The sequence below is a fragment of the Psychrobacillus sp. FSL K6-2843 genome, assembly GCF_038626375.1.
Taxonomy (GTDB): domain Bacteria; phylum Bacillota; class Bacilli; order Bacillales_A; family Planococcaceae; genus Psychrobacillus; species Psychrobacillus faecigallinarum.
The window spans coordinates 53,623-69,314 of the sequence record NZ_CP152021.1 but is presented as its reverse complement, the minus strand read 5'-3'; the positions used below and the strand labels follow the sequence as shown (position 1 = coordinate 69,314).

The window sequence follows — 15,692 nt, the reverse complement described above, 5'->3', positions numbered from 1 at the left end:
TTAAAAAGAATTTATTCGTGATAGATTTAGTTGGATAAGGAGATTACATTTTAGCAGAGGTATTGCTACGAAACTTGTTACACTTGATCTAAACTAGTTGACCAGTTAATTATTATCCTCTTTAAGAATCTACCATTAATCTTCGTCATCAATAAATTGAGAGTCGACCTTTTCTAATCTCTCCTCTTTAATAATCGTAAACATGGAAGCAGCATCCTCTTTTTTGGCAGAATCTTTAATCCCGTCCACTGAAGCAGTGACAACCTTCTGTCCAAAACGAATAGATAATTCGTCTCCAACCTTTACATCTGAACTGGCCTTTGCCACCTTCCCATTGATGGTGACACGCCCTTGATCTGCTACTTCTTTGGCTAACGTTCTTCGTTTAATCAGTCTTGAAACCTTTAAAAACTTATCTAATCTCATGTACTCACTACCTCTCTAATTTTTTTGCGTCGTTCCAAAATTGGTCAAGCTCCTCTAAATTATATTCTTCAAAGCTTCTTCTACCTTGGTTGACACATTTTTCTATATATTCAAATCTTCTTTTAAATTTTTGATTGGCCTGCATCATAGCAAGCTCTGGAGATAGCCCATAGAAACGTGCTAAATTCACTACAGTAAATAATAAATCTCCTAACTCATCTGTTTGAGCTTCTTTATCGTTTGACTGGAGCTCAACCTTCCACTCCTGTAATTCTTCCTCAAATTTCTCCCAAGCTTCAGAAACCTCCGGCCAATCAAAACCTACTTTGGCTGCTTTTTTTTGATAGTTAAAAGATGTTAGCAAGGAAGAATCTGTTCGCAGTCCATCCTCAAGTAGAGATTTAGTTGACTCCTTACCCTCTTGCGCTTTAATCGTCTGCCAGTTACGTAAAACGTCATCTGTATTGTTTGCTACTGCATCCCCGAAAACATGTGGATGTCTTCGAATCATTTTTTCAGTTACAGAAGCTAAAACATCCTCTAAACTAAAGTATCCATTATCTTCCCCAATTTGTGCATGTAAAAACACCTGTAACAAGACATCTCCTAGCTCTTCAACAATATGATCGTCGTCTTCCTCATCTATCGCCTGAAGTAGTTCATATACTTCTTCTACTGCATATTTTTTCAAGGTTGTATGAGTTTGTTCTTTATCCCAAGGACAGCCATCAGGACCTCTTAATTGGGCTACCACTTCTCTAAGGGTCTGCCATTCCTTTATACGATTTTCTTTTTCATGAATTGGTGGAACGTATAGAGTAGTGAGATTATTTAATTCCATTTCTCGGTCTAGCTCAAATAAAGGCACCTTCTTTAAAATCTCCTCCGAGGAGCCCGCTGCCGTAACGATGGTCACCTCATAATCGTCAGGATACTTCTCCATTAAAGTTAGCTTCACCTCGGAAGCACTAAACGCATCATATACTTGTCCTATTAACACATGGGCATTCATCTGAACTTCATCTCGTTTAAAGCTCGTTCCATCTAATAATTGAAATCCTTCAATAGGATCAATACGAAGAGCACCAAAGATAGGATCTAAAAAGCTCTGTCCACCTTCTATTTTAATCTTTATCTTACCTTGCTCTTCCGCTTCTATTAAAAGCTGTACGGTTTGTTCTGCTACTAGTGGATGTCCCGGAACAGCATAGACTAGTGGGAAATTTTCTGCCTGCTGTAAAAGACTTTCTACAATCTCTTTGTACACATTCTCAAATTGATCATTTTTTTCATAAATTTCATCAAAGCTAGTCCACGACACTCCCTCTTTTTGTAGCTCTTGAAGCACGGGATGCTGTTCCGTCCGAACATATAAGTGTGCTGTATTTTTTAACTTTTTGTAAATTCCTAGAGGAAGCTGGTCTATATCGCCGGCTCCAAGTCCAATTATCGTGATTTCATTCATCTTCTCACAACCTTACTTTTCTTTATTCAACCAAAGCTGAAGTTTGGCCATTCTTCTTCCAAAGGGAAGTAAAAACCATTCTTTCTCCCCGATAACTCTCTTCTTCGTCAATATAAATATAAAGACACCGGCTCCCAATGATACGGCACTAATTGAAATTACTATTGCCTGCATTCTGCTTGAGAGACTCGCTAGGAAGATATTCTCTGCCAGCTTAGTGTATGCAATCACGGCAAGAAGCATCATAAATGCCGCTAGAGAAACTCCTTTATAAAATTTTAACGTAGCAAAACGGATTCTCCAGAGATTCTTAAAGTAGAAAAGCATTAAGAAACATATAAGAGCTAAACTAATATTACCCGCTAAAGCAGCACCTAATACACCATAGCTAGGTACTAGTATGTTGTTTAATATCCATTTACCGCACACACCAAGCAATAAGATAGTAGTTGGAATTCTAGTTTTACCGCCACCCTGAAGCATAGCCATTAGCGTTAAGATTAAAGACATCCAAATAATCTGAAATGAAAATACCATTAGAGTAATAGATTCTGCACGCGTTTTAAACAACATCTCATTCAAATAAGGCAGTACTGCGATAAGTCCTAACGCTGCAGCGACTCCAAATGTAAATGCTACTCTAAATGTCAGCTGCATAAAAGGTAGGGCTGTTCTTCCTTTTTCTTTATTTAAACGATGAGCAACAAGAGGTACAATGGCAAGTGAAAGAGTGGAAGCAATGACAATCCCTAGCTGTACTAATGGTTGGCCCCTATCATACACACCCTTTTTTTCCATCGCTTCCTGTCTTGCCATTCCATTATCTACTAGTATTTGAAATACCGTAAAGGAATCCACCAATTGAAGGAGTAGGAACAGCAATGCACTAATACTTGCACTTACACTTAGCATCGTCAATTCCTTTACAATTGGCCAAATAGGCACCAATAATTTGTTTTCTTTAGTATGTGTTTTTCTTGTTATTTTCCAATAGATTATCCCTAAAAAGAATACCCCACCTAATTCTCCTGCAACTGCACCATACATAGCCATACTTCCTGCTTTGTATAGATCCATGCTGTTTAAGAGGACCACCCAAGTTCCAAATAAGATAACAGAAACTCGAATTGCCTGCTCGACTACTTGAGCATACGCAACGTATCCCATTCGCCCGTCAGCTTGAAATTCTCCTTTTAAGACAGCAAGCATTGGCATAAGCAGAATAACATATGAACCTACTTTTAAAAGCTGAGCTAGTTGGATATCTCCCATAAAATTAGCCAATAAATTGGCACCAAAAAATAATAAGCAAAAGAATACTACCGAAATAATTGCTATATAGTAAAAAGCAATCCTTCTTATTTGGGGAATTGCAAAGGATTTACCAGAAGCTCGATAGTCTGACATAATTTTAGATAGGGCTACAGCAAAGCCAAAAGATGTCCAAGTGGTAATAATCGCAATGAAAGGGTAAACCTGTTGATATATATAAAAGCCTTCATCCCCAACTAGATTTTGAAAGGGTACCCGATAAATAGCACTTAACAGTTTCACGATAATAGCCGCGACTGTTAGCATGGCAGCACCCTTCATATAAGTTTTCATATTCCATTCGTTGCTCATCTGTTAATCCTTCTTCCATCCAGCAATAGCACTATTATACATGAATATAAAGAAACCTTCCTCTTGTATAAGAGGAAGGTCGGTTTAATTTTCCATTTGTTTTGCTAAGAAATTAGCTGCAGTTTCGATAGCCTTCATTTCTGCTTCTCCAATAAAGTGCACTTTAGAGAAAAGGAATATAGCACCTATTGGATCTCCAGATGCGATAATTGGAGCGATGCAGTAAGACTTAACTGTTTCTACCACTCCCGGAACCCATTCCACAGAGTTTTCATGTTTTTCAATAACCATCGTTCTATTGTTGACGACGTCTTCCACATCTGGACTCAATCTTCGTTTTAAATAATCCTTTTTAGATAACCCGGCTGCCGCGATCATTTCATCACGGTCACTTATAAGCACTGGTGTGCCCAATGTTTCATATAGTGTTTCTGCGTATTCTTTTGCAAAGTCACCAAGCTCACTAATTGGAGAATATTTTTTTAAGATGATTTCCCCTTCACGGTCAGTGAAGATTTCTAATGGATCTCCCTCTCTGATACGAAGGGTTCTACGAATTTCTTTGGGTATTACAACTCTACCTAAATCATCGATACGACGTACTATGCCAGTTGCTTTCATGTAATGTGTGCCTCTCTTTCGACAGAATGGAAATTAAAGTTCATTTCTGCCATAGTATGGCTCACATCTCCTAATAATATGCAATACGTTAATTTACTTCTAATATCTTTTTTGATTTAGGCAATAAACTCATGATATCTTCTAAAACATCAAACGCATTATACTTCCCAGTTTTACGTTCATCGATCGTTAAAACTAGATTTGTCTTGTCTACATTAAAGCCTATGGCACGACCATATTTCATCGATTCCTCCAGAAGCTTCGCTCCATCAATTGTCTTGGTACCCTCTGCACTTAAACGGATAGTAGTAACTTTATCGGATTCTTTGATAGATTCTACACCGGCCTCTTTGCCCCAAACCTTCATCCTAGCAATACGGAGCAATCTTTCAGCTTCTAAAGGAATATCTCCAAAACGATCCTGTAGTTCATCTACTAGATCGAGGTACTCTTCTTCTTTTTCCATTGCTTTAACACGCTTATACATTTGAATTTTTTGATATCCGTCAGGAATATATTCATCTGAAATGTAAGCATCTGTTCCTAATACTATTTCGATTTCCTGTAATTCTTCCTTTTTAATACCGGTTTGTTTTTCTTGGATAGCGTCTTCTAGCATTTGCGTATATAGATCAAAACCTACTGAATCGATAAACCCATGCTGTTGGGAGCCAAGTAGATTTCCAGCTCCACGAATCGATAAATCTCGCATTGCTATCTTGAACCCGGAACCTAGCTCTGTGAATTCCTTCACTGCCTGTAGTCTTTTTTCCGCTACGTCAGTCAATACTTTATCTCTTTGATACATTAAATAGGCATAGGCTACACGGTTGGAACGACCCACTCGACCTCGTAATTGGTATAGCTGGGATAGCCCCATCTTATCAGCATCATGAATAATTAATGTATTAACGTTCGGTATATCAATCCCAGTTTCTATAATAGTCGTCGTAACAAGCACATCATATTCACCCTCTAAGAAACTGATGATTACGGATTCCAACTCTGTTTCAGACATCTGTCCATGTGCGTATCCAACTCTAGCAGTTGGAACAAGCATTTGAATTTCATCCACTTTGCGTGTAATGTCTTCTACTCGATTGTAGAGGAAAAATGCCTGTCCTCCCCTTGCTAGCTCTCTTTCAATTGCCTCTCTTACTAACGCACCGTTATATTCCATTACATAGGTTTGTACTGGAAAACGGTTTTTAGGAGGAGTTTCGATGACGGACAAATCACGTACGCCTATCATCGACATATGAAGTGTACGAGGAATTGGTGTAGCTGTTAGTGTAATAACATCTACGTTGGTTTTTAGCTGTTTAATCTTCTCTTTATGCTTCACCCCAAAACGCTGCTCCTCATCGACGACTAATAGTCCGAGATCTTGATACTCCACGTCTTTTGACAAGATTCTGTGCGTACCCACAGCAATGTCTATAAGGCCCTTTTTCAAACCATTAATAGTTTCCGCCTGTTGCTTTTTAGTTCTAAAGCGACTTAACAGACCTACTTGAATCGGAAAATCTTGAAAACGCTCCATCATCGTCTCGTAATGTTGCTGTGCAAGTATGGTCGTAGGACATAGGAATGCTACTTGTTTACCTTCCATGACTGCTTTAAACGCAGCACGAATAGCAACTTCTGTCTTACCATAACCAACATCCCCGCATACTAAGCGATCCATCGGCCTCGGTCTTTCCATGTCTCTTTTAACTTCTTCTATTGTACGAAGCTGGTCTTCTGTTTCCTCGTATGGGAATGCTGCCTCAAAGGTATGTTGCATTTCCCCATCTGGTTCGAATGCATATCCCACCTCGGCCTCTCGTTTTGCATAGAGCTTGATAAGCTCATCTGCAATATCCTGCACTGCTGCAGATACTTTAGATTTTGTTTTCTTCCAGTCTGCTCCACCCAGTTTATGAAGCTTTGGATCCTTTTCTCCGGAAGCTACATATTTTTGTATTAAGTCAATTTGATCTACAGGGACAAATAACTTATCTTCTCCACGGTAGCGGATATGCAAATAGTCTTTATGGATTCCGTTTACAAGTAATGTTTCTATTCCTATATACTTCCCTATCCCATGATGGATATGTACAACGTTGTCTCCAGGTTTTATCTCTGAGTAGCTTTTAATACGTTCTGCGTTTGTTACTTTTTGTGTTCTCGCTTTTTTCTTATGCTTTTGCTTAAACAATTCAGAATCTGTAATAACCGCAATTCTTTGCAGAGGCAATTCGAAGCCAGCCTCTAAATCACCCTCAACGATAAAAATACCAGGTTTGTCAAAGTCCTTTGCAGTTGGCCCAATCTTAGATACTATTTCATAGTCTTCTAGTACAGTATGAACTTTTTGTACACGGTCCTTACCGTCTGCCAAAATGACTACTCTAAATTTACCTTGGGCAAACCTCTCCGTTTCGTTCTTCAACAAATGCATTTGTCCATGGAAATTTTGCATTGGCTTACAAGATACATTCATCGCTTTCTTAATAACTACCCCGGAGAACGTGCGCGAGAATAAGGATAGATATACTTTAAAGTTGGGAAGCTTTTGGATAATCTCTTTTAAGTTATACGATGGTTTTACATCGTGGACTGTTTTTCCTTCTTCGAGCAATGAAAGATACCAATCATTCTCTTCCTTTTCTAACGTTTCCGTTACTTCTTGAATACGTCCGAGCTCGTCAAATAAAATAATTCCACTCGGATCAAAATAATCTCCTAAGAAACTATCTTCTTCTATTAACGAAATATACTTCATGTATTCTTTCGGTTGTTCGCCTTGTTTTAATAACTCTATATCCTGTTGAATGTTTTGATAGAACTTCTCCTTCATGTCAGGAAGCTTTACCTTTTTCAGGCTCTCCGCTAATGCGTCCTCTAGCTTTTGAGCAAGCAATACCTTTTTCCCCTTAGTCAGTACGTATTCAGTAGCTGGTAGTATACGAATATCCTTTAACTTCTTTAAGGAACGCTGATCTTCCGCAGAGAAGGTACGGATTGAATCAATCTCAGTATCAAACAATTCAATACGAATTGGATCCTCTAAATACAAGGGATAAATATCAATTATGCCGCCACGAAGCGCAAACTCCCCAGGTGCGGTAACCATCGGCTGACGGACATAACCCATATCCACTAGATTTTGCAGGAAGGTGTCTAATATAAGGTCCTCTCCCTCTACAAGGACGATGGAGCTATTCTTCCAATCATTTACATTTCCCATACGCTTTTTCAAGCCAGACACCGGGACAATGTAGACTCCTCGTTTAACATTGAGCATATGGTCTAGTGCTTCTAACCGTTGCGCACGCAACTCGGGGCTTGCAATGGATATATCTGCAGCTATCAATTCATCTGCAGGATACAATCTCACCAATTCTTCTCCTAGGAGCTTAACTAAATCCTCAGTAAGCTTCTGCGCATGTAGCAGGTTTGGTGTGACAATAAGGATTGGTTTTTCTAATGCTTTATGCAGCATTTTAGTAAAGACAGCCCTGGCACTCCCTGAGAGGCCCGTCACTAAAGTTTGATCAGTACCACTCTCTAAATCTTTCACTAGCTTTTGCATTTGTATATCTTCGATCAATAAATTACTTAGCAGTTCCATTTCCACCCACCCTTATCTAATAAACAAATAAAACGATTTATTCGGAACAGCAAAAACAGAAAAAGGCTTTGTGCACAAAATGTGCCAAAGCATTTACTGTATCCATTTTTTTAATGCGTAGTAACTCGGAAATTTCTGCAAAGAGGTTTGGCACTCTTCGCAAATACACTGGATTGTATAATCTCCCTCAGCTCCCGTTTGAATATATATATGTTGTTCTTCTGGCTCAATATTATTTTTTTGTAGAAAAGCCTCGTCTATGGAATCCAATGGTAGCTGGCCTACTTCTGTTTCACAATGGCGACATCTATAACGAATTGGCATAGCCATTAACCCCCTTTTTAGGAAGTATAGGCTTTTACTTCTTGTTTTATGCACCGTTAAAAATATTCATGACTTCTAAGAAGCTCTTATTAAACCATTGTTCACATGCATCTGCACTCTTTTGGGTAGCTATTTCTATTTCAATTTTTTCTTCCTTCGTAAAATCTGAGAGGACATAGTCTGGAACCTTCATGCCGTTTTTGGGTCGGTCTATCCCTATGCGAATACGATTGAATTCCTGCGTACCCAGATGTTGAATGATTGACTTTATCCCGTTATGTCCTCCAGCGCTTCCCTTTTGTCGTAGTCTTAGTTTTCCTACTTGAAGATCCAAGTCATCGTAAATTACAACTAATTCTTCATCCTCTACCCCAAAATAATCCATCAGGGGAACAATACATTCTCCCGATAGATTCATGTAAGTTAATGGCTTTAAGAGCATCACTTTCTCAGTTCCAATATGTCCTGTCCCATACATACCATTAAACTTCGATTGGTTAAGTGGGATACTCAAACGTTTTGAAAGCTCATCTATTACTTGAAAACCAATATTATGTCTCGTAGCTTCATACTGCTTGCCTGGATTTCCAAGGCCAACGATCATTTTCATTACATTCCATTCCTTTAACTCTTATTTCTTTTATTCTAACATAACAGTGGATATAAACATCTATAAAGCGAGTGGAATGTCTTGGTGTGTATACACGGCATGAAATCGGGAAAGTCCAAACTTCTTACTTACCTGAAAAAAAGAGATTGTCTATGACAATCTCTTCTACCTATTCCTCTGATGGTGCTTCTTCTGTGTCTTCAGCTTCTGTTTCTGTTTCAGGCTCTGTTTCTACTCTTGGTGCAGATACTGTTACTAAAGTGAAATCATCATCTTCTACTATAGTATAATTTACCTTTTCCCTAACATCTCCGACTGTTATAGTATCACCAATAGCAGTTTCTGTAACATCTACTTCAATGGAATCTGGGATATCAGAAGGTTTTACTAATACAGTTACTTCTCTATTTGGTTGTTGCAGTAACCCACCCTCTGAAACACCAATAGAAGTTCCAGTAGTATTGACCGTTACACTTACTTCTAACTCTTCCTTCATATTAATCGCAAGGAAATCTGCATGAATCATTTGTCCCTTTAGGATGTTCATTTGATAATCATTCAATACTACATTAACAGAACTGCCTTCCACATCTAGCTTCATTACACCATTTCTTCCAACCTCACGTAGTGTTTTTGTTAAATCTTTTTCATCAACCGCAATTGGTTGGGAATCGACCTTAAAACCATAAACTACTGCTGGTATGTAACCACTGTTTCTTAGTTTGGAATTTTCTTTTTGTGATCTTTTTTGTGCCTTTATAATAGTAGCCATAAACAAATCATCCTCCCGATGTATAAGTAACTATAAATAAGATACCCTTCGGAAGGATGATTCAAACATATATTAAGTTAAATAAGCATTAATCAAACAACGTACTTACAGATTTTTCTTCAAATACACGAACAATCGCATCTCCTAATAGTTTGGCTACAGATAGCTCTTTAATTTTTGGAGAATGCTTATCTTCTGGTAATTGGATAGAATTTGTAATAACCAATTCTTTAATAACAGAGTTATCAATACGTTCAATTGCAGGACCTGATAACACAGGATGTGTACAGCATGCGTAAACCTCTTTAGCGCCACTCTCCATTAAGGCATTAGCAGCAATTGAAATTGTCCCTGCTGTATCAATGATATCATCGATTAAAATAGCCGTTTTACCTTCTACATTACCAACTATGTTCATTACTTCAGCAACATTCGGGCGTGGACGTCGTTTATCGATAATAGCAATTGGTGCTTTTAAACGGTCTGCCATTTTGCGAGCACGTGTAACTCCACCGTGGTCAGGTGACACTATAACAACCTCAGAAGGATCTAGGTTTTTCGTTAAGAAATAGTCAGATAGAATAGGCACAGCCACTAAATGGTCTATTGGAATATCGAAGAAACCTTGAATTTGTGGTGCATGCAAATCTAGAACGATTGCTCGAGTTGCACCTGCAGAAGTCAGTAGATTAGCTACTAGCTTAGCTGTAATTGGCTCACGTGCACGAGCTTTTCTGTCTTGACGAGCATATCCGTAATAAGGTAAAACTACGCTTACGCTACGAGCAGAAGCACGTTTTACTGCATCTAACATTATTAATAGTTCCATTATATGTTCGTTTACAGGACCTGAGGTGGATTGAACGATAAATACATCACACCCACGAATGCTCTCTTCGATATTGATTTGGACCTCGCCATCGCTAAATCTTGTAACAGTACTTTTCCCTAGCGGAACTCCAACTTCTTTTGCAATTTCTTCAGCTAATTTTTTATTAGAATTAAGAGTAAATATTTTTAGTTTGGCATTTTCATATCGATGAGTCATGATAATCCTCCTGAATAATTGGTTATTTTAGTTTGAGTTTTTTTACGTAGCCTTCTTTATTCTCTTGTCTTGCTCGGCCAATAGCCAGTGCTTCACCAGGAACATCCTTGGTTATTGTAGATCCTGCTGCTACATATCCTTTTTTACCTATCGTTACCGGTGCTATAAGATTAGAATTACATCCAACAAATGCATCGTCTTCAATTGTCGTCATAAATTTGTTTTTACCATCATAATTAACCGTAATTGCTCCGCAACCAATGTTTACATTTGTACCAATGGCTGCATCTCCCATATAACTTAGATGAGAAATTTTACTTCCATTACCTACAACCGACTTTTTCACTTCAACGAAGTTACCAATTTTAACTTGGTCTCCAAGTTCCGATTGTGGACGAATATGTGCGAACGGGCCAATAGCTGTATGATTTCCAACTTCACTAGATAATACAACCGAGGAGTGGACAGTTGTTTCTGCCCCAATAACACTAGATACAATATGGCTGTTAGGACCAATTGTACACTTTTCTCCAATTATTGTTTTTCCCTCAATAATGACTCCGGGCTGTAATACAGTGTCAGCGCCAATAACTGCTTCACTGCTTATATATGTACTTTGAGGGTCTATGATTGTTACACCTTCACGCATATGATGATGAGCAATTCGTGAGCGCATAATTTGTTCTGCTTGAGAAAGTGCTACACGATCATTAATACCAAGAGTTTCGTCAAAATCTTTTGCTGCGTAAGCAGAAACAATTTCTCCGTCCTGCTGTAGTATACCAATTACATCAGGTAAATAATATTCACCCTGAACATTTTCATTTTTTACTAACTTTAGTGATTTAAATAGTGCTTCATTATCAAAGCAGTAAGTACCAGAGTTAATTTCTTTTACTAGCTGCTCCGTTGCTGTTGCATCTTTATGTTCTACTATAGATTTAACGTGTCCCGCCTCGTTACGAATAATTCTTCCATAACCAGTAGGATCATCTGCTATAGCAGTTAAAATGGTTGCTTTTGCTTTGGATTCTTCATGATGCTTTAGCAAAGCCTTAATAGTTTCTGCAGTAATTAATGGAGTATCCCCGCAAACAACGATTGTAGTTCCCTGAAGATTAGCAAGTGATTCTTCTGCCTGTAAAACTGCATGAGCCGTACCTAATTGCTCAGCTTGTAATGCGTATTCACTTCGATTGCCAAGCTCACTTTTTACAATTTCAGCACCGTGGCCTACGATTGTAACAATCTTCTCTACTCCTACTTTTTCCATGTTATCAATAACATGCTCTACCATTGGCTTACCACATACAGGATGTAATACTTTATATAGACTAGACTTCATACGAGTGCCTTTACCGGCTGCTAAAACAACCGCATAGGTATTTGTCATTTGATATTTCCCTCCAGTGGGCTAATTTCCTCTTTTGACTATATAGGAAATGAGGGTTTTTTTCAAGGAATTCTCTTGACAAATACATGACAAAACAAGTAATATATATATTTTTTATCCTATTCTATTAATAATTAAACAACTTTTTCCACAGCTTTGGATATTAATAGGCGTATAATACATGAAGAAATGAATCTTACATCGGGGAATAATATCAGATAATGATAGGTAAGGGATAATTGTTTTGATAGGTTAAATGATGAAGGCTAGCAGAAGAGCTTTATTGTAGTTAAAAAATAATAACGAGGATTATATTGGCAGCTTTTCAACAATATTAAAAAGCTGCCTATCTAATTTCGACAGATAATTTTACGTCATAAGCTTCCTTTAGGAGATAAACACCTTAATGATTCAGCATCTTATCATAATGCTTCTGCCGTTGCTTCTTCTACTTCAGGAACTGCATCATCGCTTAAATGATAGGCATACAACACCGCATCCTGGATTTTAGATCGAGTGCCCACGTTAATGGGATGAGCTATATCTCGAAATTCTCCTTCAGGTGTTCGCTTACTTGGCATGGCTACAAACAATCCTGCATTTCCCTCAATAACTCTAATGTCATGGACTACAAACTCATTGTCCAGTGTGATGGAAGCGATCGCTCTCATACGACCATCGGTTAATACTTTGCGTAATCTTACATCTGTGACTTCCATGTAATTTCTCCTTCCCCCTAGTTGCAAATATCTATATTAACTTACTATTCCACAAAAATTTAAAATTTCCTTCTTAGTTTGGGAATATTTTTAATATTTTATAGATTATAATAATATTTATGTAATACGGCCAGTTCTGTTTATTCATACAAAAAAACACATGGTTTCCGAGGAAAACATGTGTTTTACTATTAAACAACTGCTATTACTTCAATTTCTACTTTTACATCCTTAGGTAGGCGTGCTACTTCTACTGCTGAGCGAGCTGGTTTATGTTCACCAAAATGTTTTTCATAAGCTAGGTTAAACTCTGCAAAGTCATTCATATCCTTCAAAAATACTAAGGTTTTGACTACTTGAGTCAAGGAGGACCCAGCTTCTGTTAAAACAGCATCTAGATTAGCAAATACTTGCTCAGTCTGTTCTGTAATAGATCCCTCTACTACCTTACCTTCAGGTGTTAAAGGAATTTGTCCAGAACTATAAAACATCCCGTTTACTACCATACCTTGTACATATGGACCAATTGCAGCCGGTGCATTATTTGTTGATACTATTTTCATCATTGTTGTCTCCCCTCTAAAAAATAATTTCCCTCTGTTAAAGCGATGGTTCCGTCTTTTTCATTTACTTCATGCAATTTAACTAAGGACAAGTAGTCCTTAACTAGTTGATCTCCTTCATGCTCCGCCTCTACTAGAACGGCAATCCCTGCAAGCTCACAATTAAATTCTTCTAACAGGCTCTTCATCCCGTTAATTGTTCCACCGACTTTCATAAAGTCATCGGTAATAAGAACGCGTTGCCCTTTTTCCATGCTTCTCTTAGATAGAACCATTGTTTGAATCCTTCTAGCAGAACCAGAAACATAATTGATGCTGACAGTCGGTCCTTCCGTAACCTTACTATCTCTTCTAACTACGACTACAGGCACGTTTAAGTGTCTAGCTATAGCATGTGCGATAGGAATACCTTTAGTTGCGACTGTCATAATAGCATCGATTTTTTCGTTCGCAAATGCAGATGCAAAGACTTTTCCTATCTTATTCATAAGAGCAGGTTCGCCTAATAAATCTGTCATGTATAAATAACCGCCTGGTAGAAGGCGCTCTGCTTTCGACAACTGAACCATCAGTTCTTGAGCAACCTTTTTCACATCTTCTTCGGTCATCGTAGGGATAAATTTTACTCCGCCTGCTGCACCGGGTATGGTGACTAGCAAACCTTTACCTCTTTCCTCAAATGTTTCTTTAACTATCGTCAAGTCTTCGCTAATAGAAGACTTGGCAGATTGGTATAAGGAAGCAAAAAAAGTCAAAGGGATTAATTTATGAGGATGTTCCATTAAATATTGAGTCATATCAACTAGTCGTTCGCTTCTTTTCCATTTCATCTTATCACCTCTAATCACGAATGTTTTATAGAAAACTTAACACAATTATACGTGTTTAAGCAAGAAATTCTCTATCTCCCATTAGTCTTACTGCATAAACTTCGTCGCAAAATCCTCTTAGTCCGTTATATACTCTCTGAACTCTAGATTCTTGGTTAACAAGACCAAAGACGGTTGGACCGCTTCCACTCATCAATACTGCATCTGCACCAAAACGTTGCATTTGCTCCTTTAGGTTTGCCACCTCAGGATAGAGCTTTAAGGTGACATCCTCTAAAACATTACCTAAGGAGTTACACATTAATTCATAATCTTTTTCCTGTATAGCCTTCAACATCTGCGTCGTTTTAGGATGAACAATCTGATCCACTTTTAGGTTTCCATATACATCAGCTGTTGATACACCTAGTGTCGGCTTAGCTAATATCACCCAACAGTTAGCTGGCGTTGGAAGCTCTTGAATCTTTTCTCCTCGGCCTGTTGCCAAAGCAGTTCCTCCATATACACAAAATGCTACGTCTGATCCTATTTTTGTTCCGATTTGAGCTAGCTCATCCAATGTAAGGTTTAACTCCCAAAGTATATTTAAACCCTTCAAGGTAGCTGCTGCATCGCTGCTACCACCAGCAAGACCAGCTGCTACTGGTATATTCTTTTCAATTTTAATAGAGACACCAGATTTCACCTTATACATTTCCTTCAGTACCTTTGCCGCTTGATAGGCAAGGTTACGATGATCATTTGGAACAAAGCGGTCTACTGAAATAATATGTATGATTCCATCGTCTCTCAATTCAAGCCCAATTCGGTCTGCCAAATCAACCGTGGTCATAATCATTTCCACTTCATGAAAACCATCGGGGCGTTTATGTAATACATCGAGTGTTAAATTTATCTTAGCAGGTGCTTTTACGTAGTACATCCCATCTGCTCCTTTTCCTACTTATGCTGTTCCCTATTTTACCATAGTACTACCTTTTTGAAAAAAATGAGAACAATCAAAAAGAAAAGGCTAATAATTCGCCTTTTCTTTGCTAGTTGTACGTTATTTTTGGATATCGTGCTCGGTAAGATTTATTTACTTTGGTTGTTCATTTGTTGTTCAGCCATTTCAATTGCGCGTTTCACCATATTACCTGCATCACGGGATTTAATCCCACCCCAGCCTTCAGTTTTAACTACATCATAAAATCCAAGATCTTTTGCAATCTCTTCTTTTAATTCTTTAGACATAATTCCTCTTCTAGCCATATTGGTGAATCCTCCTAATAACAACTAGCAATATTAGTATGTCCGATATAAAGAAAAAAACTCCCTTCCCATTCAATCGAATGAGGAAAGAAGTTTTTGTCATATAAAAATGTAAAAATAAAAGTTCTAAACAATCATTTTACTACAATTGAATTATTTGCTTCGTCATAAATAGTGATTTCTACTGCTTCTGTCAAAATGTCTGCATAACTATAAGATACACGTTCAAAAGAATTTTCATCTTGATCCAAATCGATTACGAATACAGCATGATATGTTTCTCTTAGTACACCTGCTCGTTCGATTGTCTTCTTACGTCCTCCGTTTGCTTTTAACTGCAAACGTTTCCCTAAATGATGATCTAATGACTTTTTAATATCAGCTAAAGTTTTTGGCATTCCGCTTACACCTCACTGATTACAATATTAACA

16 protein-coding genes are annotated in these 15,692 nt (G+C 38.0%); all 16 read right to left on the bottom strand.

Going from position 1 to position 15,692, the window contains the following annotated elements; translation table 11 throughout:
• Positions 1-135 precede the first annotated feature (135 nt).
• Entirely contained in the window at positions 136-426 is a 291-nt protein-coding gene (locus MKY94_RS00330; RefSeq protein ID WP_144541514.1) for an RNA-binding S4 domain-containing protein, read from the bottom strand.
• A 7-nt stretch (positions 427-433) separates the two neighbouring features.
• Positions 434-1,891, bottom strand: coding sequence for a nucleoside triphosphate pyrophosphohydrolase (gene mazG / locus MKY94_RS00325; protein WP_144541516.1), 1,458 nt, complete (start codon positions 1,889-1,891; stop codon positions 434-436).
• A gap of 12 nt (positions 1,892-1,903) precedes the next feature.
• A complete protein-coding gene (locus MKY94_RS00320) occupies positions 1,904-3,514 on the bottom strand; it encodes a polysaccharide biosynthesis protein (protein WP_342577786.1) in 1,611 nt (536 codons plus the stop codon).
• A gap of 84 nt (positions 3,515-3,598) precedes the next feature.
• Positions 3,599-4,135 carry a stage V sporulation protein T gene (gene spoVT, locus MKY94_RS00315; protein ID WP_144541520.1) on the bottom strand — a complete coding sequence of 179 codons (537 nt, stop codon included), beginning with the start codon at positions 4,133-4,135 and terminating at the stop codon, positions 3,599-3,601.
• 88 nt (positions 4,136-4,223) lie between these two features.
• Positions 4,224-7,751 carry a transcription-repair coupling factor gene (mfd, locus tag MKY94_RS00310; protein WP_340843969.1) on the bottom strand — a complete coding sequence of 1,176 codons (3,528 nt, stop codon included), beginning with the start codon at positions 7,749-7,751 and terminating at the stop codon, positions 4,224-4,226.
• Positions 7,752-7,844: 93 nt separating this feature from the next.
• Positions 7,845-8,075 (bottom strand): anti-sigma-F factor Fin, encoded by a 231-nt coding sequence (locus tag MKY94_RS00305; protein ID WP_144541524.1) that lies wholly within the window; start codon positions 8,073-8,075, stop codon positions 7,845-7,847.
• 46 nt (positions 8,076-8,121) lie between these two features.
• Positions 8,122-8,685, bottom strand: coding sequence for an aminoacyl-tRNA hydrolase (pth, locus tag MKY94_RS00300; protein WP_144541526.1), 564 nt, complete (start codon positions 8,683-8,685; stop codon positions 8,122-8,124).
• 169 nt (positions 8,686-8,854) lie between these two features.
• Positions 8,855-9,457 carry a 50S ribosomal protein L25/general stress protein Ctc gene (locus MKY94_RS00295; RefSeq protein WP_144541528.1) on the bottom strand — a complete coding sequence of 201 codons (603 nt, stop codon included), beginning with the start codon at positions 9,455-9,457 and terminating at the stop codon, positions 8,855-8,857.
• An 88-nt stretch (positions 9,458-9,545) separates the two neighbouring features.
• On the bottom strand, positions 9,546-10,505 hold the full coding sequence (locus tag MKY94_RS00290; RefSeq protein WP_144541530.1) for a ribose-phosphate diphosphokinase: 960 nt from the start codon (positions 10,503-10,505) through the stop codon (positions 9,546-9,548).
• A 22-nt stretch (positions 10,506-10,527) separates the two neighbouring features.
• The gene (gene glmU / locus MKY94_RS00285; protein ID WP_144541532.1) at positions 10,528-11,898 is read right to left on the bottom strand and encodes a bifunctional UDP-N-acetylglucosamine diphosphorylase/glucosamine-1-phosphate N-acetyltransferase GlmU; all 1,371 of its coding nucleotides are present in this window, start codon (positions 11,896-11,898) and stop codon (positions 10,528-10,530) included.
• Positions 11,899-12,320: 422 nt separating this feature from the next.
• Positions 12,321-12,617, bottom strand: coding sequence for a septation regulator SpoVG (gene spoVG, locus MKY94_RS00280; RefSeq protein ID WP_144541534.1), 297 nt, complete (start codon positions 12,615-12,617; stop codon positions 12,321-12,323).
• 191 nt (positions 12,618-12,808) lie between these two features.
• Positions 12,809-13,180 carry a RidA family protein gene (locus MKY94_RS00275; protein WP_144541577.1) on the bottom strand — a complete coding sequence of 124 codons (372 nt, stop codon included), beginning with the start codon at positions 13,178-13,180 and terminating at the stop codon, positions 12,809-12,811.
• A complete protein-coding gene (gene purR / locus MKY94_RS00270; RefSeq protein WP_144541536.1) occupies positions 13,180-14,010 on the bottom strand; it encodes a pur operon repressor in 831 nt (276 codons plus the stop codon). Before purR ends, MKY94_RS00275 begins: the two co-directional genes overlap by 1 nt.
• 55 nt (positions 14,011-14,065) lie before the next feature.
• A complete protein-coding gene (ispE, locus tag MKY94_RS00265; protein ID WP_144541538.1) occupies positions 14,066-14,932 on the bottom strand; it encodes a 4-(cytidine 5'-diphospho)-2-C-methyl-D-erythritol kinase in 867 nt (288 codons plus the stop codon).
• 152 nt (positions 14,933-15,084) lie between these two features.
• Positions 15,085-15,261, bottom strand: a complete 177-nt coding sequence (locus MKY94_RS00260) for a small, acid-soluble spore protein, alpha/beta type (RefSeq protein ID WP_144541539.1) — start codon at positions 15,259-15,261, stop codon at positions 15,085-15,087.
• A gap of 134 nt (positions 15,262-15,395) precedes the next feature.
• A complete protein-coding gene (locus MKY94_RS00255; RefSeq protein ID WP_144541541.1) occupies positions 15,396-15,659 on the bottom strand; it encodes a Veg family protein in 264 nt (87 codons plus the stop codon).
• Positions 15,660-15,692: the final 33 nt, after the last annotated feature.

Bases quoted from the DNA above. Each gene is read 5' to 3' on its own strand.
- MKY94_RS00330 (WP_144541514.1), bottom strand. From the start codon at position 426: ATGAGATTAGATAAGTTTTTAAAGGTTTCAAGACTGATTAAACGAAGA.
- mazG (WP_144541516.1), bottom strand. From the start codon at position 1,891: ATGAATGAAATCACGATAATTGGACTTGGAGCCGGCGATATAGACCAG.
- MKY94_RS00320 (WP_342577786.1), bottom strand. From the start codon at position 3,514: ATGAGCAACGAATGGAATATGAAAACTTATATGAAGGGTGCTGCCATG.
- spoVT (WP_144541520.1), bottom strand. From the start codon at position 4,135: ATGAAAGCAACTGGCATAGTACGTCGTATCGATGATTTAGGTAGAGTT.
- mfd (WP_340843969.1), bottom strand. From the start codon at position 7,751: ATGGAACTGCTAAGTAATTTATTGATCGAAGATATACAAATGCAAAAG.
- MKY94_RS00305 (WP_144541524.1), bottom strand. From the start codon at position 8,075: ATGCCAATTCGTTATAGATGTCGCCATTGTGAAACAGAAGTAGGCCAG.
- pth (WP_144541526.1), bottom strand. From the start codon at position 8,685: ATGAAAATGATCGTTGGCCTTGGAAATCCAGGCAAGCAGTATGAAGCT.
- MKY94_RS00295 (WP_144541528.1), bottom strand. From the start codon at position 9,457: ATGGCTACTATTATAAAGGCACAAAAAAGATCACAAAAAGAAAATTCC.
- MKY94_RS00290 (WP_144541530.1), bottom strand. From the start codon at position 10,505: ATGACTCATCGATATGAAAATGCCAAACTAAAAATATTTACTCTTAAT.
- glmU (WP_144541532.1), bottom strand. From the start codon at position 11,898: ATGACAAATACCTATGCGGTTGTTTTAGCAGCCGGTAAAGGCACTCGT.
- spoVG (WP_144541534.1), bottom strand. From the start codon at position 12,617: ATGGAAGTCACAGATGTAAGATTACGCAAAGTATTAACCGATGGTCGT.
- MKY94_RS00275 (WP_144541577.1), bottom strand. From the start codon at position 13,180: ATGAAAATAGTATCAACAAATAATGCACCGGCTGCAATTGGTCCATAT.
- purR (WP_144541536.1), bottom strand. From the start codon at position 14,010: ATGAAATGGAAAAGAAGCGAACGACTAGTTGATATGACTCAATATTTA.
- ispE (WP_144541538.1), bottom strand. From the start codon at position 14,932: ATGTACTACGTAAAAGCACCTGCTAAGATAAATTTAACACTCGATGTA.
- MKY94_RS00260 (WP_144541539.1), bottom strand. From the start codon at position 15,261: ATGGCTAGAAGAGGAATTATGTCTAAAGAATTAAAAGAAGAGATTGCA.
- MKY94_RS00255 (WP_144541541.1), bottom strand. From the start codon at position 15,659: ATGCCAAAAACTTTAGCTGATATTAAAAAGTCATTAGATCATCATTTA.